The 21,810-nt window shown below is 71.8% G+C and carries 20 protein-coding genes; 13 read left to right on the top strand and 7 right to left on the bottom strand.

Features of this window, described 5'->3' with window-relative positions; translation table 11 throughout:
• Positions 1-34: 34 nt before the first annotated feature.
• From def to dapF, 3 genes are read left to right on the top strand one after another with little or no spacing between them, the layout of a single operon-like run.
• A complete protein-coding gene (gene def / locus ABD831_RS08700) occupies positions 35-661 on the top strand; it encodes a peptide deformylase (protein WP_344944478.1) in 627 nt (208 codons plus the stop codon).
• A gap of 8 nt (positions 662-669) precedes the next feature.
• Positions 670-1,638, top strand: a complete 969-nt coding sequence (miaA, locus tag ABD831_RS08705) for a tRNA (adenosine(37)-N6)-dimethylallyltransferase MiaA (RefSeq protein ID WP_425582809.1) — start codon at positions 670-672, stop codon at positions 1,636-1,638.
• A gap of 1 nt (position 1,639) precedes the next feature.
• Positions 1,640-2,491 (top strand): diaminopimelate epimerase, encoded by an 852-nt coding sequence (dapF, locus tag ABD831_RS08710; RefSeq protein ID WP_344944484.1) that lies wholly within the window; start codon positions 1,640-1,642, stop codon positions 2,489-2,491.
• Between the two features lie 245 nt (positions 2,492-2,736).
• Here the strand turns inward: dapF and ABD831_RS08715 are convergent, their stop codons facing one another.
• The gene (locus ABD831_RS08715) at positions 2,737-3,348 is read right to left on the bottom strand and encodes a class I SAM-dependent methyltransferase (RefSeq protein WP_344944486.1); all 612 of its coding nucleotides are present in this window, start codon (positions 3,346-3,348) and stop codon (positions 2,737-2,739) included.
• Between the two features lie 132 nt (positions 3,349-3,480).
• On the opposite strand from ABD831_RS08715, the gene hflX reads away from it, so the two are divergent.
• From hflX to ABD831_RS08730, 3 genes are all read left to right on the top strand, one after another.
• On the top strand, positions 3,481-4,986 hold the full coding sequence (gene hflX, locus ABD831_RS08720) for a GTPase HflX (RefSeq protein ID WP_344944489.1): 1,506 nt from the start codon (positions 3,481-3,483) through the stop codon (positions 4,984-4,986).
• A 110-nt stretch (positions 4,987-5,096) separates the two neighbouring features.
• Positions 5,097-5,252: a hypothetical protein gene (locus ABD831_RS08725; protein ID WP_185744651.1), complete on the top strand. Its 156-nt coding sequence runs from the start codon at positions 5,097-5,099 to the stop codon at positions 5,250-5,252.
• A complete protein-coding gene (locus ABD831_RS08730; protein WP_344944493.1) occupies positions 5,249-6,325 on the top strand; it encodes a GNAT family N-acetyltransferase in 1,077 nt (358 codons plus the stop codon). The genes ABD831_RS08725 and ABD831_RS08730 overlap by 4 nt, the downstream gene beginning before the upstream one ends.
• 7 nt (positions 6,326-6,332) lie before the next feature.
• Here the strand turns inward: ABD831_RS08730 and ABD831_RS08735 are convergent, their stop codons facing one another.
• Together ABD831_RS08735 and ABD831_RS08740 are read right to left on the bottom strand one after the other, a co-directional pair.
• Entirely contained in the window at positions 6,333-8,036 is a 1,704-nt protein-coding gene (locus ABD831_RS08735; protein ID WP_344944496.1) for a formate--tetrahydrofolate ligase, read from the bottom strand.
• A 97-nt stretch (positions 8,037-8,133) separates the two neighbouring features.
• Positions 8,134-8,454, bottom strand: coding sequence for a hypothetical protein (locus ABD831_RS08740; RefSeq protein WP_344944499.1), 321 nt, complete (start codon positions 8,452-8,454; stop codon positions 8,134-8,136).
• Positions 8,455-8,547: 93 nt separating this feature from the next.
• Here ABD831_RS08740 and ABD831_RS08745 point away from each other — a divergent pair, with 93 nt between their 5' ends.
• The 3 genes from ABD831_RS08745 to rpsT all read left to right on the top strand — a co-directional run bounded on the left by ABD831_RS08745 (position 8,548) and on the right by rpsT (position 12,295).
• On the top strand, positions 8,548-10,788 hold the full coding sequence (locus ABD831_RS08745; RefSeq protein ID WP_344944502.1) for an ATP-dependent DNA helicase: 2,241 nt from the start codon (positions 8,548-8,550) through the stop codon (positions 10,786-10,788).
• Positions 10,789-10,848: 60 nt separating this feature from the next.
• Entirely contained in the window at positions 10,849-11,808 is a 960-nt protein-coding gene (gene holA / locus ABD831_RS08750; RefSeq protein WP_344944505.1) for a DNA polymerase III subunit delta, read from the top strand.
• 226 nt (positions 11,809-12,034) lie between these two features.
• Positions 12,035-12,295: a 30S ribosomal protein S20 gene (gene rpsT, locus ABD831_RS08755; protein ID WP_142177499.1), complete on the top strand. Its 261-nt coding sequence runs from the start codon at positions 12,035-12,037 to the stop codon at positions 12,293-12,295.
• A 79-nt stretch (positions 12,296-12,374) separates the two neighbouring features.
• Here the strand turns inward: rpsT and ABD831_RS08760 are convergent, their stop codons facing one another.
• Entirely contained in the window at positions 12,375-12,908 is a 534-nt protein-coding gene (locus ABD831_RS08760) for a type II toxin-antitoxin system PemK/MazF family toxin (RefSeq protein WP_344944509.1), read from the bottom strand.
• 138 nt (positions 12,909-13,046) lie between these two features.
• On the opposite strand from ABD831_RS08760, the gene ABD831_RS08765 reads away from it, so the two are divergent.
• Positions 13,047-14,285, top strand: coding sequence for an MFS transporter (locus ABD831_RS08765; RefSeq protein ID WP_344944512.1), 1,239 nt, complete (start codon positions 13,047-13,049; stop codon positions 14,283-14,285).
• 48 nt (positions 14,286-14,333) lie between these two features.
• On the opposite strand, the gene ABD831_RS08770 is transcribed toward ABD831_RS08765, so the two are convergent.
• Complete coding sequence (locus ABD831_RS08770) at positions 14,334-15,443, bottom strand: M48 family metallopeptidase (RefSeq protein WP_344944516.1); 1,110 nt, start codon at positions 15,441-15,443, stop codon at positions 14,334-14,336.
• A 204-nt stretch (positions 15,444-15,647) separates the two neighbouring features.
• Here ABD831_RS08770 and lepA point away from each other — a divergent pair, with 204 nt between their 5' ends.
• A complete protein-coding gene (lepA, locus tag ABD831_RS08775) occupies positions 15,648-17,492 on the top strand; it encodes a translation elongation factor 4 (protein ID WP_142178498.1) in 1,845 nt (614 codons plus the stop codon).
• Positions 17,493-17,551: 59 nt separating this feature from the next.
• On the opposite strand, the gene ABD831_RS08780 is transcribed toward lepA, so the two are convergent.
• On the bottom strand, positions 17,552-18,391 hold the full coding sequence (locus ABD831_RS08780; protein ID WP_344944519.1) for a tyrosine-protein phosphatase: 840 nt from the start codon (positions 18,389-18,391) through the stop codon (positions 17,552-17,554).
• 96 nt (positions 18,392-18,487) lie between these two features.
• Here ABD831_RS08780 and ABD831_RS08785 point away from each other — a divergent pair, with 96 nt between their 5' ends.
• Positions 18,488-19,750 (top strand): MFS transporter, encoded by a 1,263-nt coding sequence (locus ABD831_RS08785; protein WP_344944522.1) that lies wholly within the window; start codon positions 18,488-18,490, stop codon positions 19,748-19,750.
• Positions 19,751-19,766: 16 nt separating this feature from the next.
• On the opposite strand, the gene ABD831_RS08790 is transcribed toward ABD831_RS08785, so the two are convergent.
• On the bottom strand, positions 19,767-20,495 hold the full coding sequence (locus ABD831_RS08790) for a peptidylprolyl isomerase (protein ID WP_344944525.1): 729 nt from the start codon (positions 20,493-20,495) through the stop codon (positions 19,767-19,769).
• A 55-nt stretch (positions 20,496-20,550) separates the two neighbouring features.
• Between ABD831_RS08790 and hemW the strand changes: the two genes are divergently transcribed.
• Positions 20,551-21,786, top strand: a complete 1,236-nt coding sequence (hemW, locus tag ABD831_RS08795) for a radical SAM family heme chaperone HemW (RefSeq protein ID WP_344944529.1) — start codon at positions 20,551-20,553, stop codon at positions 21,784-21,786.
• The last annotated feature ends 24 nt before the right edge of the window (positions 21,787-21,810 follow it).

Consider the following 21,810-nt stretch of genomic DNA (forward strand, 5'->3'; position numbering starts at 1 on the left):
GGGTCGACGCGGTCGCTCGTGCTTGACTTGGCGCATGAGTGTGCGCCCCATCGTCATCACCGGCGAGCCCGTCCTTCACCGGTCCGCAGCCCTCGTCACGGACTTCGACGACGAGCTGCGCACGCTCGTCGAGGACATGTACGAGACGAACGTCGCGGCCAACGGCGTCGGCCTGGCGGCGCCGCAGGTCGGCGTCGGGCTGCGCGTCTTCGTCTGGAAGATGGCCAACGAGGACGGGGTTCCCGAGCAGGGGCACGTCATCAACCCGACGCTCACCACCACGCGGATCCCGCAGGAGCGCCCGAACCCCGACGAGGAGACCGAGGGCTGCCTGTCGGTTCCCGGTGAGGCGTTCCCGCTCAAGCGCGCCGAGCGCGCGCATGTCATCGGCTTCGACATCGACGGCAACCGGGTCGAGTTCGACGCCACTGGATGGTTCGCCCGGTGCATGCAGCACGAGTACGACCACCTCAACGGCACGTTGTACGTCGACCGCCTCGATGACCGGCAGTCCAAGAAGGCCCGCAAGGCAGTGAAGCGCAACGGCTGGGGCAAGCCCGGCAACTCCTGGCACCCGGGCGTCGACCGCGACCCGTTCGGCCACGACGAGGACGAGGGCGACGAGCACACCGCCGACCACACCGACGAGCTCATCGGCTGATCGCGCACATCCACGTGACGGGTCACACCAGGGCCGGAGCCGAGCCGGTCGTCGCGGTGGTGGGTGCGACGGCCACGGGCAAGTCGGACCTCGCCCTCGACCTCGCCGAACGTCTCGGGGGAGAGGTCGTCAACGCCGACGCCATGCAGTTCTACCGCGGCATGGACATCGGCACGGCGAAGCTCTCCCTCGCCGAGCGGCGCGGCATCCGGCACCACCAGCTCGACGTCCTCGACGTGACCGAGGAGGCGAGCGTCGCGGGCTACCAGACCGCGGCGCGTGCCGACATCGCTGCCATCCGCGACCGCGACCACCGGCCGGTCCTGGTGGGCGGGTCGGGCCTCTATGTCCGGGCGGCCCTCGACCGGCTGGAGATCCCTCCGACCGACACGGAGGTCCGCACACGCCTCGAGGCGGAGGCGGAGGAGGTCGGCGGTGACGCGATGCACGCCCGCCTGCTCAGCCTGGACCCCCGAGCCGCCGCCGCGATCCTCCCCGGCAACCGGCGCCGCGTCATCCGTGCGCTCGAGGTCATCGAGCTGACCGGCCGTCCATTCAGTGCGACGATGCCCACTCGCGAGTTCGTCTCTCCCGCAGTGGTGCTCGGGTTGCGGGTGGACCGCGAGGTCCTCGTGGACCGCATCGACCGACGGGTCGAGCGGATGTGGGAGGAGGGGCTGCGCGCCGAGACCGAGGCACTGCTCGGCAGCGGTCTGCGTCACGGCGTCACGGCCAGCCGGGCCATCGGCTACAGCCAGGCGATCGCCGTCGTCGACGGCGAGCTCGACGAGGCCGGCGCGCGGGCCGAGACAGCCCAGGCGACGCGGCGCTACGCCCGGCGACAGGAGTCGTGGTTCCGTCCCGACCCCCGGATCGTGTGGCTCGACGCCACCGCGCCGGACCTGCTCGACCGGGCTCTGACGGCGGTTCGCGAGGCAGATGCGAAGGTGTCGCACGGCATACCCGAGAATGGCTGACATGACGCGCTTCACCAAGGGCCACGGCACCGAGAACGACTTCGTCCTCGTCCCCGACCTCGAGGGCTCGCTCGAGCTCACCCCCGCCCAGGTGCAGCGCATCGCCGACCGGCACGCGGGTCTCGGGGCCGATGGCGTCATCCGCGTCGTGCGGACGGCGCTCTCGACCGACGAGTCGGTGCGCGCCCAGTCGCGCGAGGCCGAGTGGTTCATGGACTACCGCAACGCGGACGGCTCGCCCGCCGAGATGTGCGGCAACGGCACGCGCGTCTTCGCCGAGTACCTCCGGCGGGAGGGCCTCGCCTTCGGCTCGACGTTCGGCATCGCCACTCGCGCCGGTGTCAAGACCGTGCGCGTCATCGACGGGGGCTACGCCGTCGACCTCGGTCCGTGGCGTCTCGCCGACGAGCAGGGGGCGCGACGAGACGGCTTCGACGTCATGGTGAAGCCGCGCCACGGCAAGCCCGTGCCGGCCCTGACCCTCGACCTCGGCAACCCGCACGCCGTCGTCATGCTCCCCGAGGGCATCGCCCTCGAGAACCTCGACCTCGGTGAGGCCCCCGAGCTGCACCCGGAGCCGGCCGACGGCTCCAACGTCGAGTTCGTCCGGGCCGTGGGTCCCGGTCACATCGCGATGCGGGTCCACGAGCGTGGCGTCGGTGAGACCCGGTCGTGCGGCACCGGAGCCGCGGCCGCCGCCCTCGCGACGCGGTTCTGGTCCGGCGTGGAGGACCTCAGCCCGTGGACCGTCGACGTGCCGGGGGGACGGCTGACCGTCACGCCACTGCCCGGCCAGCGGGTCGAGCTCGCCGGTCCCGCGGTGCTCGTCGCGGACGGCGACTTCCCGCTCTGACGCGGGCCGGTGCCTCGGGTCGACGTCACGCCGGAACCCGCTTGCGTGACGGGATCACCTCGACGGGTCGGGTCGTCGCCGAGCAGCATGGCGCTGACGAGTCGCTCGTGGGCGTCCTGCGCGTGGGTCACGTCGTCGAGGAGGTCGGTGACGGCATACCGCAGCGACGCGACGTCGTCACCCGTCAGAGCGCGTGGGCAGCCTGCTGCCACCGGGCGCCCGACCGGCCAGTCGCGGTCGCGACCTCAGGGACGGCGCACCTCGAGGATGCGGAACGCCTTCGCGGACGACAGGCGGGTGCACCGCAGGCCCCAATCCTGCTCGTTGATCCACTTCTGGAGCGAGTCCGAGCCCAGGTGCTTCTGGACGACGAGGTGGGCGACACCGTCGTCGGCCAGGCGCGGGAGCCAGCGTTCCAGCAGCGCGTGCAGTGCTGCCTTGCCCACGTGGATCGGCGGGTTGGACCAGATGGTCGCGAAGCGCAGGTCGGTCGGGACGTCGTCCGGCTCGCAGAAGGTCACGTTGTCGACGCCGGCTGCTGCTGCGTTGCTCCGGGCGAGGTCGAGCGACCGGCGGTTGATGTCGACGCCCCACACGTGGGCGTGGGGGGAGCGCAGCGCAAGCGTGATCGAGATCGGCCCCCAGCCGCAGCCGATGTCGAGCAGGTCGCCGCTCGGGCTGGGCTCCGGGGCGCCGGCGAGGAGGATGGCCGTCCCGGGGTCGAGACGGTCAGGGGAGTAGACCCCACGGGCGGTGCTCAGAGTCAGCGTGCGTCCGTCGAGCGTGACCTCGATGGTGCGTCGCTCCTCCGGCGTGGCCGGCTCGGCGGTGAAGTAGTGGTCGGTCGGCTCGCTCATCAGGGGCCACGCTATCGGCCCGGAACAGGCCGGTGCCCGTGCGATCGGTGGCTGCGCCCAGCCGCGGGTATGTCTTGTCTGGGCACAAACGAGTGGCTCGTGGCGTTGCACCAGTGGAACCATAGGGAGAACATGACGAGCAACCGCACCCAGCACACCGACGACCGAGCCCGCGCTGCGGAGCGTGAGCGTGACCTCTTCGCCACCCGCGCCGACGCGCTGGCCGAGGATCCCCACGAGACCGCAGACACGGCATACCCCCTCTACGACGGCGACCAGCTCGACCGCGAGGAGCGCGCCGCGCTCCGGCGCGTCCAGGGACTGTCGACCGAGCTCGAGGACATCACCGAGGTCGAGTACCGCCAGCTGCGCCTCGAGCGCGTCGTGCTGGCCGGGGTCTGGACCGAGGGCACCGCCGACGACGCCGAGAACTCCATCCGCGAGCTCGCGGCCCTCGCCGAGACGGCGGGGTCGACCGTCCTCGAGGGTGTCGTGCAGCGTCGTCAGAAGCCCGACCCCGCGACCTGGCTCGGCAAGGGCAAGGCGCTGGAGCTGCGCGACATCGTCGTCGAGGAGGGTGCCGACACCGTCATCTGCGACGGCGAGCTCGCCCCCAGCCAGCGCCGCGCGCTCGAGGACGTCGTCAAGGTCAAGGTCATCGACCGCACGGCGCTGATCCTCGACATCTTCGCCCAGCACGCCAAGAGCCGCGAGGGTCGCGCCCAGGTCGAGCTGGCCCAGCTGCAGTACCTCCTGCCACGCCTGCGTGGCTGGGGTGAGTCGATGTCCCGACAGGCCGGTGGTCGCGTCGCCGGCGGTGAGGGCATCGGATCGCGTGGCCCCGGTGAGACGAAGATCGAGCTCGACCGTCGCCGCATCAACACGAAGATCGCCAAGCTGCGCCGCGACATCAAGGGCATGAAGACGAGCCGCGACACGCGTCGGCACTCACGCCGCGCGGGCGGCGTGCCGTCCGTCGCGATCGCCGGCTACACCAACGCCGGCAAGAGCTCGCTGCTCAACCGCCTCACCGGTGCGGGCGTGCTCGTCGAGAACCAGCTCTTCGCGACCCTCGACCCGACGGTGCGCCGCACCGAGACCGAGGAGGGCCGCGTCTACACGCTCGCCGACACCGTCGGCTTCGTGCGCAGCCTGCCCCACCAGCTCGTCGAGGCGTTCCGCTCGACGCTCGAGGAGGTTGCCGACTCCGACCTGCTCCTGCACGTCGTCGACGGGTCCCACCCCGACCCCGAGGGGCAGATCTCGGCCGTGCGCGAGGTGCTCGCCGACGTCGGTGGCGACCAGATCAAGGAGATCATCGTCGTCAACAAGGCCGACATCGCCGACCCGGAGGTGCTCGACCGGCTCCGCCGCCACGAGCGGCACTGCATCACGGTCTCGGCCCGCACCGGCGCCGGGCTCGCCGAGCTGCGCGCCCTGATCGACGACGAGCTGCCGAAGCCCGACATCGAGATCGAGGTGCTCGTGCCGTACGACCGCGGTGACCTCATCTCGCGCCTCCACGAGGAGGGCGAGATCCTCGAGAGCGAGCACGTGGCCGAGGGGACCCGGCTGCGCGCCAAGGTCACCCCGACCATGGAGCCCGAGCTCGCGGCATACGCCGTCGTCGCCAGCTGAGCGCAGCTGAGTTCGGGCGACACGCCGGACAGCACGTCGAAGGGCCTCCTCGTGGGGCCCTTCGGCATGTCGGCAGGGGGCTGTCGGTGCGGTCGGGGACCATGGTGGGCATGGCCCTCGAGATCCCGTGCCCCTACTGCGGCACCCAGATGTATGCCGAGCAGGCGCACAACCGTTGCCCGCGGTGCCTCTACATCGAGCCGTGCTGCGACGGTGCCCCGCTCGCGGCGTGCGAGACGCGAGCGCCCGAGCGTCAGGCGCCGTGACGGCGCCGCAACCCGAGGGCGAGGGCGGCGCGTGGATCACGACCGGTCGCCTCGTGCTGCGACGTCCGCGCGCGGACGATCTTGCGGACTACCTCCGCGTCCACGGCGACCCCCGCACGTATGCCCACGCGCCCGCGAGCATGCCGAGCCCTGAGCGTTGCCGGGAGCGGCTCGCCGACGACCTCGCCGACTGGCAGCGGGACGCGCTCGGGTATGCCGTCGTCCTCGACCGCGCGACGGGCGAGGTCATCGGGTGGGCCGGCTTGCGGCACAAGGACTCCGACCAGGACTCGCTCAACCTGTACTACCGCCTCGTGCACGACCGGCTGGGACAGGGTCTCGGCCGCGAGATCGCGCGCGCGGTGGTCGCCTGGGCGCTCGAGCACCGTCCTGAGACCCTGGTGACGGCGATGGTCGACACGGTCAACACGGCATCGTTGCGCACCGCGGTGTCCGCGGGGCTCGTGCAGGTGGGCACGCGGAAGCTCAGGGACGAACCGGACAGCGAGCCCATGCTCTACCTCCAGGCGCCGAGCGTCGAGTCCGTCGCCCCGGACTCGGTGGATGCCGAGCTGGAGGACGCAGTCCTCGACCTGTGGGTCCGCGTCAACGATGCCGGCGGTTCGGTCGGGTTCCTGCCCGGGGCGGCCCGCAGCGACGTGGCCGTCGCGCTCGGCCGTCACCTCGAGGACGTCGCCGGGGGCCGTTCACTGCTCTGCCTGCTCAGGGAGCCCGGCGGCCAGCTGCGTGGGCTCGGCCTGTGGGAGCACTCGCGAGGTTTTCCCTACGAGCACGTCGCCGGGCTGAAGCGCCTCATGGTCGACCCGGACACGCAGGGCCGCAACCTCGGCCGCCTCCTGCTCGGCGGCATGGTCGGCATCGCCCGGCGCGAGCTGCCGTGGGTCGAGCTGCTGCGTCTCGACTACCGCGACGGGCTGGGACTCGGGGAGTTCTACGCGCGCGCCGGCTGGACAGAGGTGGGTCGCCTACCTCGCGGGCTGCGCCTGCGCCCGAACGACTACCGCGACGACGTCGCCATGGCCCGCCGCGTCGACGGTGCCCCGGTGCGCTGACAGGCCGTCAGGAGAGCCCGGTGACCGAGCCGTCCTCCGTGATGTCGATGCGCTCGGCATTGGGTGAGGTCGGGAGTCCCGGCATCGTCCGCATGTCGCCGCAGATGGCGTAGACGTAGCCGGCGCCGACCGCCGCGCGCACCTCGCGCACCGGCATCCGCCAGCCGCGCGGCGCGCCCCGCAGGCTCGGGTCCGACGAGATCGACAGGTGCGTCTTGGCGATGACGACGGGCAGGCCGCCGTAGCCGAGCCGTTCGTAGTCCTTGAGGGCGCGTGCCGCGGCGGGGCTCACGTCGATGCCGTCGGCGCCGTAGACCTGCGTCGCGATGGCCTCGATCTTCTGCTCGAGCGGCAGGTCCAGGGGGTAGAGGAACTCGAAGGCGGTCGGCTCGTGGGCGGCCTCGATGACGACCTGAGCCAGCTCCAGGGCCCCCGCTCCGCCCTCGGCCACGTGCCGGGTCACTGCCGAGCGGACGCCGAGGGTGTTGCAGTAGCGCCGGATGACGGCGTGCTCGGACTCGTGGTCGTCGGGGAAGGCGTTGATCGCGACGACGGGCTGGACCCCGAACCGTCGCACGATCTCGATGTGCTTGCGCAGGTTGGGCAGGCCGGCCTCGACGTCCTTCGGTCTCTCCTCGAGCATCCCGGAGGGCAACGGCTTGCCGGCGCGGACGGCATACCGGCCCGAGTGGGTCTTGAGCGCGCGGACGGTGGCCACGACGACCGCGACGTCGGGCTTGAGGCCGCTGACGCGGCACTTGACGTCGAAGAAGCGCTCGGCGCCCATGTCGGCCCCGAAGCCCGCCTCGGTGATGGCGTAGTCGCTGCCGCGCATGGCGATGAGGTCGGCCGTGACCGAGGAGGTGCCCGTCGCGATGTTGCCGAACGGTCCGCAGTGGATGATCGCCGGACCACCTTCGAGGGTCTGGAGCAGGTTGGGCTTGAGGGCGTCCTCGAGGATCGCCGCCATGGCCCCGGCCGCGTGGAGCTCCTCCGCGGTGACGGACTTGCCCTGCGTGGTGTAACCGATGACGATCCGGCCGAGACGAGCACGGAGGTCGCGCAGCGAGGTGGAGAGGGTGAGGAGCACCATGACCTCGCTGGCCGCGGTGATGTCGAAGCCGGTCTCACGGGCCAACCCGTCCTGGCGGGCGCCGAGCCCGATGACGACGTTGCGCAGTGCCCGGTCGTTGACGTCGAGGACACGGCGCCACGTGATGTTGCGGACGTCGATGCCCAGCGCATTTCCGTGGTGCAGGTGGTTGTCGATCATCGCGGCGAGCAGGTTGTGCGCCGAGGTGACGGCATGGAAGTCGCCGGTGAGGTGCAGGTTGAGCCGCTCCATCGGGACGACCTGGCTGTAGCCGCCACCGGCGGCGCCCCCCTTGATCCCGAACGTCGGCCCCATCGACGGCTGGCGCAGGGCGACGACCGCCCGCTTGTCGAGCCGTCGCAGCGCCTGCGCGAGCCCGACCGAGGTCGTCGTCTTGCCCTCGCCGAGGGGTGTCGGCGTCACGGCGGTGACGACGACGTACTTGGCCAGGTGCGCCGGCGCTGGCTCGTCGAGCACCGCGAGGTCGATCTTGGCGACGTCGCGCCCGTACGGCTCAAGGTGCTCGTCCCGGATGCCGAGCTCGGCGGCGACGTCCGAGAGCGGGCGCAGGGTTGCCGCGTTCGCGATCTCGAGGTCGGTGGGCAGGGGTGCGCTCATGCCTCGATCAAACTCCCGTCGGCGGGTCCGCGCCCGGCAAACGAGGGTGACGTCGGTCCCACGCCGGACCGGCCGCCGGTGGTCAGGAGCGCGGAGGTCACTGCGGGTCACGACCGAGGTGGCGCAGCTGCGAGCCCGGCTCGGCGTCGTCATTGAGGAGGGCAGGGAGGGCCGAGGCGTAGGCGAGGCCACCCGGCGGGGACCTTGGGGGAGCGGCACCGGGACCGCGGGGTCGTCGGCCCCGACCTGCGAGAAGGCGAGCCGAGCGGCCCCGAGCGGCGGGTCGAGCAGCTCGCGTGCCCGCGCCGAGGTCGCCGGTGCGGGAGAACGGGTCGTATGCCGGGAAGCCGCCCTGACCGAGGAGGGCGGCGTAGGCCAGCAGGCACCCGAGCTGCGCGAGCGCTGGGACCGGAGTCACTGAGGGCCTTCGTCCCGACCTGAGCAGCGGGTGGGTCCACAGGGTGGGGGGCCATCGGCGCGGGGCCCCGGCGCGTCGGCATACGCTGAGCCAATGCCTCAGCGACCCGCGCTCGACGACCTCCTCCACGCCGCGGTGTCGGGAGTCGGTGGCGCCGAGCGGCCGGGGCAGGTCGAGATGGCCAAGGCCGTCGCGCACGCCATCGACGAGGGGGAGCACCTGCTCGTCCAGGCCGGCACCGGCACCGGGAAGTCGCTGGCCTACCTGGTGCCCGCGGTCGCCCACGCCTTCGAGGCGGGCAAACCGGCCGTCGTGGCGACCGCGACCCTGGCCCTGCAGGCGCAGATCGTCGACCGGGACATGCCGCGCGTTGCCGACGCCCTGGCCCCGGTCCTCGGGCGCCGTCCCACCTACGCGCTCGTCAAGGGTCGGCGCAACTACGTGTGCCTCAACAAGCTCGAGGGCGGTTTCCCCGACGACGAGGACGGCCTGCTCTCGGTGGGACAGGTCGACGCCGCCGTCGGCCGGCTCGGGCAGGAGGTCGTCCGACTGCGCGAGTGGGCGAACGCCACGGACTCCGGGGACCGGGACGAGCTCGTCCCCGGTGTCTCCGAGCGGGCGTGGCGCCAGGTCTCGGTCTCGGCCCACGAGTGCATGGGCGGCAAGTGCCCGCTCGTCGCCGAGTGCTTCGTCGAGCGTGCCCGCGAGGCCGCCAAGGACGTCGACGTCGTCGTCACCAACCACTCCTTCATGGCCATCGACTCGTTCGAGGGCCGCCAGATGCTGCCCGAGCACGACGTCCTCGTCGTCGACGAGGCGCACGAGCTCGTCGACCGCGTCACCGCGACGATCACCGACGAGCTGACCGGCGCCATGGTCATGACGGCCGCCAAGAAGGCCGGTCGGATGTCCGAGAACACCGCCGCCATGGACGAGGCGGGGGAGATGCTCGCCCAGGCCCTCGAGCCGCTCGAGGAGGGGCGCATGCTCGGCGTCCCGGAGTCGGTCGGGTTGGCGCTCGCGCGCGTGCGCGACACGGCCCGCACCGTCCAGAGCGACCTCAAGCCCCCGCCCGGGCAGGAGGTCGACGGCGCTCGCCAGATCGCCCGCGCCGCCGTCGACGAGGTCCACGAGAATGCCGAGCGCATCCTCGAGGAGCGCGAGCTCGACGTCGTCTGGCTGAACCGCGACCAGCGCCGGGGCCCAGTGCTGCGCGTCGCCCCGATGAGCGTGGCCATGCTCGTGCGCGACAAGGTCTTCGAGGAGCGCACCGTCGTGCTGACGTCCGCCACGCTCGAGCTCGGTGGCACGTTCGACGCCGTCGCCGGCACCATCGGGCTGCGCGGTGAGGGCGCCCCGAAGTGGCAGGGCCTCGACGTCGGGAGCCCCTTCGACTACCCCAAGCAGGCCATCGCCTACGTCGCCGCGCACCTGCCGCCACCCGGCCGCGACGGAGCCGGCGACGACACCCTCGACGAGATCGAGCAGCTGGTGCGGGCCGCCGGCGGGCGCACGCTGGGCCTCTTCTCGTCGATGCGCGCCGCCCAGACGGCTGCCGAGGTGATGCGCGCCCGCTTCGGCGACGACATCCCGGTCCTGTGCCAGGGCGAGGACCAGATCACGACGCTCGTGCGCCAGTTCGCGCGCGACCCGCGCACGTGCCTGTTCGGCACCCTCACCCTGTGGCAGGGCGTCGACGTGCCCGGCTCGTCGTGCCAGCTCGTCATCATCGACCGCATCCCCTTCCCGCGGCCCGACGACCCCCTCGCCTCGGCCCGTTCGCAGGCGATCGCGCGGATGGGCGGCAACGGCTTCATGGCCGTGTCGGCCACGCACGCCGCCCTCCGGCTCGCGCAGGGCGCCGGCCGCCTCGTCCGACGGGCCGACGACCGCGGCGTCGTGGCCTTCCTCGACTCCCGGATGATGACGGCGAGGTATGCCGGGTTCCTCCAGCGCTCGCTGCCGCCCTTCTACCCGACGACCGACAAGAAGATGGTCCTCGCCGCGCTCGCCCGCCTCGACGCCGTGGCCCCGCCGCCGGTGGCCGTCGAGGAGCCCGCGCTCCGCTCGCTCACGGGGGCCCGGGCCGACGCGGACGGCACGGAGCACCCGCGGCCGGTCGCCGTCCCCCCGCCCGCTCCGGCTTCCTCGCGCAGCGCCGTCGCCGCGGGTCACGCGTGGACCGACGAGCAGGACGAGGAGCTGCGCGACGCGGCGGACGCGGGCATGCAGCTCGACGAGCTCGTCGACCACTTCGAGCTGCCCGAGGAGACCATCGCGGCGCGGGTCGACCAGCTGGGGCTGACGATCGCCTCGGGCGCCCTCTTCGACTGACGACGCTCCGGCTCCGGCCTCGAACCGCGGCTGTCGGGCCCGCATGGCACAGTTGACGCCATGACCGACCCGGCCGCTCCGCCCTTCGTGCTCGTGACCGGCCCCGAGGGCGTTCTCGTCGAGCGAGCCGTCGCCGGCGTGCTCGTCGCGGGCAAGGAGGCCGACGTCGAGGTCATCCGCATCGACCCGGCGACCTACGAGTCCGGTGCGCTCCAGATGCACGCGAGCCCCTCTCTCTTCGGTGGGGCCAAGACGATCGTCGTGCGCGACCTGCACGAGTCACCCGACGAGCTGCAGCTCGACCTGCTCTCGCTCCTCGCCGTGCCCGACCCCGAGCTCGGTCTCGTCGTCGCCCACGGCGGGGGCATGAAGGGCAAGAAGGTCATCGACACGATGAAGAAGGCGGGGGCCCGGGTCATCGAGTGCCCGGCGGTCAAGACCGACCGCGACAAGACCGACTTCGTCATGAAGGAGTTCGCGGCCGCACGACGCAAGATCACGAGCGAAGGGGTTCGCGCCCTCATCGAGGCGGTCGGCAAGGACGTGCGCGAGCTGGCCGCCGCCTGCTCGCAGCTCGTCTCCGACACCGAGGGCACGATCGACGACGCCGTCGTCGACACCTACCACGGCGGCAAGGTCGAGGCCACGGGCTTCCGGGTCGCCGACGCGGCCGTGGCCGGGCAGTCCGGCGAGGCGTTGCGCCTGCTGCGGCACGCCATCGCCACCGGCGTCGACCCCGTGCCGATCGTCGCCGTCATCGCCTCGCAGCTGCGCCAGCTCATCAAGGTCGGCGCCGCCGGCCGGGGCAGCTCCGCTCAGCTGGCCAAGAGCCTCGGCATGGCGCCGTGGCAGGTCGACAAGGCACGTCGCGCCGTCGGCCACTGGAGCGCCGACGGGCTCGCCGTCGCGGTCCAGGCCGTCGCGGCTGCCGACTTCGAGGTCAAGGGCGGCGGACGCGACCCCGTGTATGCCGTGGAGCGCGCGATCCTCACCATCGCCCGCGCCCGCGTCGCCCGCTGAGCCGCCGCCCACCCGGCGGTCGGTCCGGCCCCGTCGGACGGCATGCTCCCGGTTTGGTCGAGTGCACCGGCCGCTGGTAACTTTGACCCTTGCGTGCGCGCTCAGGTCGTGCGCGCATGCATGCTCCATCCAGAGCTGCTCACGCAGGGTGTCCCCACTCCCGGTCCCGAGCGGCTTTGCGGCCCTCTAACCGCAACCATCCGACCGAACGAAAGAAACCATCAACGTGGCAAACATCAAGTCGCAGCTCAAGCGCATCAAGACGAACGCGACGCGCACCGAGCGCAACAAGGCCGTCAAGAGCGAGCTCCGCACGTGGATCCGCAAGGTCCGTGAGGCCACCGCTTCCGGCGACAAGGACGCGGCTGCCGACGCTCTCAAGACCGCCTCGAAGAAGCTCGACAAGGCTGTCAGCAAGGGTGTCATCCACCAGAACCAGGCCGCCAACAAGAAGTCGGCGATGGCCAAGAAGGTCGCGTCGCTCTGACGCACCACCCCTTCGCGTGAGCGGGCCCGTCACCACGAGGTGACGGGCCCGATCTGCGTCCGGACGCCGGCCGGAGGGCTCAGTCCCGGTGCACGGCACGCGCCGCCGCCACGACCTCGTCGTAACGGTCCCGGGGGAGCACCGCGCCCTCACGGCGCACGCCGTCGGGGTCCACCCGGACGAGCCGGTTGACCCGGACCTCGCTGGGGCGACCACGGCCGTCCCAGTCGCCGGAGCCGATGTCGACCCACTCACGGCCCGAGCGGCGTTCCTGCTGCTCGTCCCGGTCGTGGTCCTTGCTTGTCAATGGGAGCCCGACGAGCCAGTCGCCCTCGCGGCCGACGACGAGTACGGGGCGGTCCTTGCCCTGGGTGTGGTCCTCCTCGAAGGGGACCCACGTCCAGACGATCTCGCCCGGGTCGGGCCGGCCGTCCGACCGCGGCGCGTACGTGGTGTCGGGGAGCCTGGTCGCGTCGCCGGGGTAGGTCGTCGCCGGACCGGGGGCGGGCACCGCGGCGCCCCGTCGCATGGTCGGTGGTGTGCGGGTGGGGGCGGAGGCGCCGCGCAGGACGCCACGCAGTCGGCCGAGGAGACGCTCGAAGGTGCTGGACATGGGAATCACCGTAGCCGCGCCGCCGTTACCGTTGACGTCCGAGACCGGGTCGACGGCGATCCGCACCACCCCCGATGCCACCCCCCGGTGCCACGAGCACCGGACGCCGATCGAACGACCCAACTCCGGAGAGACCTCTTGACCCCCGCCAGACGTCGCACGACCCTCGCCATCCTCGCGCTCGCGGTGGGTGGGTTCGCCATCGGCACCACGGAGTTCGTGACGATGGGGCTGCTGCCTCAGATCGCCGAGGGCACCGGGGTCGACATCGCGACCGCCGGCCACTACGTCTCGGCGTATGCGCTCGGAGTCGTCGTGGGAGCCCCGCTCATCGCGGTCGCCGCGGCCAAGGCACCCCGCAAGGGCCTGCTCATGGGGCTGATGGCCTTCTTCGCCGTCGCCCACATCGCCATCCTCACCGCCGACAGCTACTCGACCGTCATGGCGGCACGCTTCCTCGCCGGACTGCCGCACGGCGCCTTCTTCGGCATCGGCTCGGTCGTGGCGGCCTCCCTCGTGTCGCACCACCGGCGCACCGCCGCCGTGGCCGCCCTCCTCGGTGGTCTCGGGGTAGCGAACGTCGTCGGGGTTCCCGTCGCGACGCTGCTCGGCCAGCGGTTCTCCTGGCACCTGCCCTACGTCCTCGTGGGTGGCATCGCCGCGCTCACCGTCGTGGCCATCGCGCTCTTCCTGCCTCACCAGCGCTCGAGCGGTGAGGAGTCCATGCGCGCCGAGATGCGGGCGCTGCGGCGGGTGCAGGTGTGGCTGGCGCTGCTCGTCGGCGTCGTCGGCTTCGGCGGCATGTTCGCGATGTACTCCTTCATCACGCCGACGATGACCGAGCTCGCCGGGCTCGACGAGAGCTACATCCCGTGGGTGCTCGCGGCCTACGGCGTCGGCATGGTCGCGGGGATGGTGCTGAGCGGCCGGGTCGCCAACCGGGTCGGCGTGCTCAAGGGCATCATCGGAGCCCTGGGTCTCATCGCCGTGCTCCTCGCCGTCTTCGGCTGGGCCGCGCACACGCTGTGGCTGGCCCTCGTCATGGTGTTCGTCCTCGGGCTGCTTCCCTCGATCGTCGTGCCGCTGCTCCAGACGCGGCTCATGGACGTCGCCCACGAGGGGCAGTCGCTCGCGGCCGCCCTCAACCACTCGACGCTCAACACCGCGAACGCCCTCGGTGCCTGGCTCGGCTCCATCGTGCTCGCGGCAGGGTGGGGCTACGGCGCGCCGAGCCTGGTCGGTGCCGGGCTCGCGGTGCTCGGTGTCGGGGTGGCTGTGCTGTCGGCCCTGCTCGAGCGTCGCTCGCGGGCCGCGGCCCCCGTGCCCGGCGACGTCGTCGGCGACCAGACGGCCGTCACCGCGGGCACGCAGGCCTGACCCGGAGGCCGTCGGTATGCCGGTCGATCCGCCGACGTGCCGGCGTGCTCACTCGGCGGGGCCCGGCCTCCATCGCTCGTCCTCGTTCGCCAGCGTCGAGGGCCTCGTGGCGTCCGGGTAGCGCTCGGGGTAGCCCACGACGTCGGTGTCGCCTCCTGCGCCCGACACGGCGTCGACGGGCAGGTCCGACATCGCGGGGACGGCCGGGGAGGCCGCGACCGCGGGGACCGAGGTCGGTACGAAACCGACCATGGCGGGCAGCGAGTAGGCGCCGGGAGCTGCCGGAGCGCCCCACAGCCACGGCTCCTTGGGGCGCCAGAGCAGTCGGCCGGGACGGCGACGGTCGCGCAGGGCGTGCATGCGCCACAACAGTGCCGGGTGGCTCGCTGTGGCGTTGGTGACCCACACGAAGAAGCCCGGCTCGGTGACGGCACGGTCGGCCATCGCATCGACGTCGACGGAGCGTCCGAGGTACTTGCCGCCCGCGAGGGTCGCCATCGCGGACGGGGCGCCCTGCGGTGCGAGGGCGTGGCCGTAGCTGTCGGCGGTGAACTCCTGCGCCCGGCTCAGCGTGGAGCCGACGAGGGGGATCCACTGGGAGGCGAAGGTGCCCAGGATGCGCCAGTAGCTGACGTGGCCGGCGGCGATGTGCCCGACCTCGTGCGCGATGACGAACCGCAGCGCGTCGGGCTCGCGTGCGCCGCCACCGACCTCGAGCAGGTCGCTGTTGATGAAGACGAACCGCCGCAGGCCGTGGCCGGAGGCCGCCGCGTTGATGACGCCGTTGCCGAGCACGACGTACGCGTCCGGCACGTAGGACAGGCCGGAGCGGCCGGCAGCGTCGACGAGCATCGCGTACGCCTCGGGGAACTGCCCAGGGGTCAGCTTGATGCCGCTCAGGCGCTGCTGGGCCCACAGCTGGCCGCGCGCGAACCAGATGAGCAGTGGCGCGAAGACCAGCGCGAGCGCGTAGACGTCCGGGGTGCGCTGCTCGTCGAGCGCGGTCGTGACCTCGGAGACGGCCGCAGCGAGCAGCAGCAGCGACGCGATGATCGCCACCACGAGCGACACGATCTCGCGAGGGTGCCGCACGTAGCGGCGGAGCGGCAGGTGCGACCCGGGGGCCACAGGCAGGACCTGCATGGGTTGAGCGCGCATGCGGGCCATTGTGCGTCACGACGTCGACGAGCGCCGGGCCCAGGTGTGCGGCGTGAGCGCCGGACTCGCAAAGCATGGGAGACTGTGGTGGTTGCGGCAGCGCCCCGGACGACTCGAGCACACGAGCGGCTCGAGCGCCGGCCGCCCACCGACCAGCCCCATCCCCGTCACCTGACTCTGCGAGGTTCGTCCCACGTGTCGCCCATGGCCCGCTCCGCGTTGGCACCCAACGCAACGCCGCCGGACCTGATCCGCAACTTCTGCATCATCGCGCACATCGACCACGGCAAGTCCACGCTGGCCGACCGCATGCTGCAGCTGACCGGCGTCGTCGACGCGCGCGCGATGCGCGCGCAGTACCTCGACCGCATGGACATCGAGCGCGAGCGCGGGATCACGATCAAGAGCCAGGCCGTGCGCATGCCGTGGGAGCTCGACGGCACGACGTATGCCCTCAACATGATCGACACGCCGGGTCACGTCGACTTCACCTACGAGGTCTCCCGGTCGCTCGCCGCCTGCGAGGGCGCGGTGCTCCTCGTCGACGCTGCCCAGGGCATAGAGGCGCAGACCCTCGCGAACCTCTACCTCGCGATGGAGAACGACCTCACGATCATCCCGGTCCTCAACAAGATCGACCTGCCGGCCGCCCAGCCCGAGAAGTACGCCGAGGAGCTGGCCAAGCTCATCGGCTGCGAGCCCGAGGACTGTCTCCAGGTCTCCGGCAAGACGGGCGCGGGCGTCGAGCCGCTGCTCGACAAGATCGTCGGCACCCTGCCGGCCCCTGTGGGTGACCCGGACGCCCCGGCCCGCGCCATGATCTTCGACTCGGTCTACGACACCTACCGCGGTGTCGTGACCTACGTCCGCGTCGTCGACGGCAACCTCAGCCCGCGCGAGAAGATCGTCATGATGTCGACGCGGGCGACCCACGAGCTGCTCGAGATCGGCGTCATCAGCCCGGAGCCGGTCCCCGGCAAGGGCCTCGGCGTCGGTGAGGTCGGCTACCTCATCACCGGCGTCAAGGACGTGCGCCAGTCGCGCGTCGGTGACACCGTGACCAACGCCAGCAAGCCGGCGACGAAGGACCTCGGCGGCTACCGCGACCCGAAGCCGATGGTCTTCTCGGGTCTCTATCCCATCGACGGCTCCGACTACCCCGACCTGCGCGACGCGCTAGACAGGCTCAAGCTCAACGACGCCGCACTCGTCTACGAGCCCGAGACGTCCGCGGCGCTCGGTTTCGGCTTCCGCGTCGGCTTCCTGGGGCTGCTGCACCTCGAGATCGTCCGTGAGCGGCTCGAGCGCGAGTTCGACCTCGACCTCATCTCGACCCAGCCCAACGTGGTCTACGACGTCACGATGGACGACGGCAAGGCCGTGCACGTGACCAACCCGAGCGAGTACCCCGACGGCAAGATCCGCGAGGTGAGCGAGCCGATCGTGCGCGCCACGATCCTCGCGCCCTCGGAGTTCGTCGGCGCGATCATGGAGCTGTGCCAGCAGAAGCGCGGCAACCTGCGTGGAATGGACTACCTCTCCGAGGACCGCGTCGAGATGCGGTACACGCTGCCCCTCGCCGAGATCGTCTTCGACTTCTTCGACCAGCTGAAGTCCCGCACGCGCGGCTACGCCTCGCTCGACTACGAGCCCGACGGTGAGCAGGTGGCCGACCTCGTCAAGGTCGAGATCCTGCTCCAGGGCGAGACCGTCGACGCCTTCTCGGCCATCGTCCACAAGGACAAGGCCTACGCCTACGGCGTCATGATGGCGAGCAAGCTCAAGGACCTCATCCCGCGTCAGCAGTTCGAGGTTCCGATCCAGGCCGCCATCGGCTCGCGCATCATCGCCCGCGAGAACATCCGCGCCATCCGCAAGGACGTGCTGGCCAAGTGCTACGGCGGCGACATCAGCCGCAAGCGCAAGCTCCTCGAGAAGCAGAAGGAGGGCAAGAAGCGCATGAAGATGGTCGGACGGGTCGAGGTGCCGCAGGAGGCCTTCGTCGCTGCCCTCTCGAGCGACGGCGACTCGGGCAAGACGAAGAAGTAGCGCTCGACGCCGTCCGCGGTACCTGCCACGGTGGCGGGGACTCGTCAGTCGGCGATCCGTCAGTCGGCCAGGAGCTTGTGGCGCATCCGTTCGGTGTCCGCGGGGGTCCAGCCCTGCGTGCGGAGCCAGCCGTGCACGCCGCCGTGCCGCTCGTCGAGCGCCCCGAGGAGCAGGCGCATCGTGTCGGTCGTGGGTGACTGCTGCGCGACGGTCTTGTCCTGGAGGTTGGCCGCGTAGGCCGGACGAGCCCGCAGGCGGTCCATGATGGCGGCCACCCGCTGCGCCGACGCCGCGAAGTCGGCGATGACGAGCTCGTCGGGCACGTCGACGACCTTGAGGGCGAGGCCCACGACGGTGCCGGTGCGGTCCTTGCCTGCAGCGCAGTGCACGACCGCAGCGCCCTCGCTCGAGGCGATGGCGTCGAGCGCGGCCACGACCGAGTCGGGACGGCTCGCGAGGTAGGAGAGGTAGTGCTCCGACCAGAACCGGTCGTGCGCCTGGTCGTGGTTCTGGTTGGGATCCTGGTCGGCCTCACGCTTCGCAGCCGCCAGCTCGCGCCGCTCGTCCGTCTCCCACGGCAGGGCCCTCTCGGCGGCCGGGATGCCCGACTCGTCGGTGTCCTCGCGATAGAGCGTGTGGTGGTGGTGGGTGATGCCGGCGACGGCCCGTAGCGGCCCGTCGCCCTCCTTGGCGAGCTCGACGTGGGTGCGCAGGTCGACGATGTCGGTGACGCCGTACCGGGTCACGAGGGCGTCGACGGCCTCGGGGGAGAGGTCCTGGAGGTTGTCCGAGCGAAGCAGGCGGCGCGGGCGCACGGTGTCGCCTGCGGCAGTCGCCAGGCCTCCGAGGTCACGCATGTTGACGACGCCGTCGAGCTCGATCCAGTTGGGGAGGTACACCCGGTCAGCCTATGCGAACGGGATAACGGGTTGCGGGGATGTGGCTACCGTCGGATATCTTGACATCGAGAGACAATTGGACGAGAAGGACGAGCCGTGACGTCGAGCACCACCCCACCGCTGGCCCCTCCCCTGACCCGCCGAGGAGTCCCGGTCGACCGCGACCTGCGCATCCTCGCGCTCGGGTCGTTCGCCAACCGTTTCGGGGCCGGCGCCGTCCTGACGACGAGCGCCCTCTTCTTCACCCGCCAGGTCGGCTTCAGCGCCACCGAGGTCGCCCTGGCGATGTCGGTCTCGGCCGTTGTGGGCATCGTCATGCAGGTGCCCGCGGGCCACCTCGGTGACACTCGTGGCCCCCGACGGGTGCTCACCGCCTTCATGGTCGGCGCCGCGATCTTCAGCGCGCCGCCGGTCCTCGCCACGACCCCGTGGGCGCTCGCCCTCCTGCTCGGCGTCCTCGCCTTCTTCGAGCGGGGCGCCGGAGCGGTCAACCAGGGCGTCATCGCCCAGCTCGCCACGGGCGGGCGCGGCGTGCTCTTCAAGGCCTACCTGCGGGCCGTCACCAACACCGCACTCGGGCTGGGGTCGGTCTTCGGGGGAGCGGCCCTCATCATCGACGAGCGCTGGGCCTACGTCTCCGTCTTCGTCCTCAACGCCGTCTTCACCGGCTTCGCCGCGTGGAACACGACCCGGCTGCCCGACATCGCACCGCACGCACGCCCGGCGGGTGAGCCGCGGCTCGCCGTCGTCCGCGACTGGCCCTACGTCGTCATCACCGTCATCACCGGCCTGTTCTCGCTGCACTTCTTCGTCATGGAGCTCGGGCTCGCGCTCTACGTCTCCGCGCGCACCGCCGCTCCCACCGTCATGGTCGCGATCCTGCTGATCCTCAACACCGCCGCCGTCGCGCTCTTCCAGGTGCGACTGTCCCGTCGCGCCGACTCCGTCGAGGCCGGGGCGCGGGCGCTCGTGCGCGGGGCCTGGTGGATCGCAGGAGGATTCGCCATCGTCGCCTTCGCCGACCGGGGCAGCAGGTGGCTCGCGATCGGGGCCCTCGTGGCGGGCTCCCTCGTCCACGTCGTCGGCGAGATGATCGGCTCCGGGGGGCAGTGGGGACTGCAGATGGGGCTCGCGCCGCACGAGCGGCAGGGGCAGTACCAGGGCTTCGCCGGGCTCGGCTTCAGCGTCCTCGCCGTCGTCGCCCCGCCGGTCGTCACCTACTTCTGCGTCGACCTCGGTGAGACGGGCTGGCTCATCCTGGCCGCCTTCATGGTCGTCATCGCGCTCGTGTCGGTGCCGGCAGCGCGCTGGGCCCTGGCCTCGCGGGCCCGCTACGGCGTCACGACGCACTCGGGCTGAGGGCTCGGGGGAGCGGTCACCGCCGCCGCACCTCGACGGTCAGGATGCTGATCGACTGGAAGGGTGGCCCGTCGGACCTGAAGTCCTCACCGCCGATGCGCGCGATGTGCTGCACGATGTCCAGGCCCGAGGTGACCCGCCCCACGAGCGAGTAGACCGGAGCACCCGGCGAGACCGTGAAGTCCCGGTGGACGATGAAGAACTCTCCGGACGTGCTGGGGAAGCCGTCACCGCGGGCCACCCCGACGTCACCCACCCGGTAGGTGACGCCGGCAGGGACGTTCTCGAGGGGCAGGTCGTAGCCCGGGTCGGCGGTGCTGCGCCCGGTCGGGTCGCCGCACTGCAGGAACGCGGTCGGCGCGGGCCGCGTGGTGAGCCGGTGGCAGACGCTGTCGGTCCAGTAGCCCGCGCGGGCCAGCGTGACGAAGGAGGCGACGCTCCTCGGGGCACGCCCGCCGTCGAGGAGCAGCGTGAGGTCCCCGCAGGTCGTGTGCAGGACGGCGGTCCACGCAGAGTCGGCGGCGACGGACGGAGGCGGTGGCGACGTGAACGTGGGATGGCTCGTCGGCGCGGGCGGGGGAGGTGCACACGTCACCAGGGACGCCGGCGCCGTCGCGACTCCCTGTCCCCCTTGCGGCTGGGTGAGCCCGACGAGCCACGCCACGGCTGCGAGGCAGACCATGATGAGCACCGCGGCCACGATGGGCCGCAGCGGCCTGCGGCGCGACGGCTGCGCATCCGCCATGAGGGCAGCGTACGACGTGGACGGGACACCCCTGCCGGGCTGGGACAATGGAGGTATGCCGCCCTCCGCCCTCCCCGACGGCGACCCCGCGCCCGCCACGGGTGAGCTGCCTCCAGCAGCCCTCGCGGACGTGTCGCAGACCGACCTCGGCATCTACGTCCACGTGCCCTTCTGCACGGTGCGCTGCGGCTACTGCGACTTCAACACCTACACCCTGACCGAGCTCGGTGGTCCCGGTGCCAGCATCGGCATCGACACCTATGCCGACGCGGCCGTGCGCGAGCTCGACCTCGCCCGCGCGGTCCTCGGCGACGAAGCCCCCGCCGTGTCAACGGTCTTCGTCGGTGGAGGCACTCCCACCATGTTGAGGTCGGGCGACCTCGTGGCGGTGCTGGACGGCATACGCAAGCGATTCGGACTGGCGCCGGACGCGGAGGTCACGACGGAGGCCAACCCGGACTCCGTGACCCCGCAGTCGCTGCAGGAGCTGGCGGACGGCGGCTTCACGCGCGTCTCCGTGGGAATGCAGTCGGCCGTGCCGCACGTGCTGCGCACCCTCGAGCGCACGCACGACCCGGACAACGTCGCGCGGGCCGTGGCAGCCACGCGGGCCGCCGGCATGCAGGTGAGCGTCGACCTCATCTACGGCACGCCGGGGGAGTCGCTCGAGGACTGGCGGCGCAGTCTCGAGGCGGCCATCGCGCTGGAGCCTGACCACGTCTCTGCCTATGCCCTCGTCGTCGAGGACGGCACCAAGCTCGCCGCGCAGGTGCGCCGGGGTGTCGTGCCGGCACCGGAGGACGACGACGAGGCCGACAAGTACGAGCTCGCGGACGAGATGCTGTCCGCCGCGGGTTTCGGGTGGTACGAGGTGAGCAACTGGGCCCGCTCCGAGCGGCAGCGGTGCCGGCACAACGTCGCGTACTGGGCCGGCACCAACTGGTGGGGTGTCGGGCCGGGCGCGCACAGCCACGTCGGGGGCGTCCGCTGGTGGAACGTCAAGCACCCCAGTGCATATGCCGCCCGGCTGGGGGCGGGACTCTCTCCTGCCCAGGCGCGTGAGACCTTGACGGACGACCAGCGCTACGACGAGCGTGTGCTGCTCGGCACACGTCTCGTGCAGGGGCTGCCGGTCTCGGATCTGCGAGGATCGGGACGCACTGCCGTGGCCGGCCTCATCGCCGACGGGCTCGTGGACGGGGTGGCTGCCCTGCGGGACTCCCGGCTCGTCCTGACCCGGCGCGGGCGTCTGCTCGCGGACACCGTGGTGCACCGGCTCCTCGCCGCCTGAGGGGCACCGACGAAGAAGGGCGCC

Source organism: Terrabacter ginsenosidimutans (assembly GCF_039539425.1).
GTDB classification, from domain to species: domain Bacteria; phylum Actinomycetota; class Actinomycetes; order Actinomycetales; family Dermatophilaceae; genus Terrabacter; species Terrabacter ginsenosidimutans.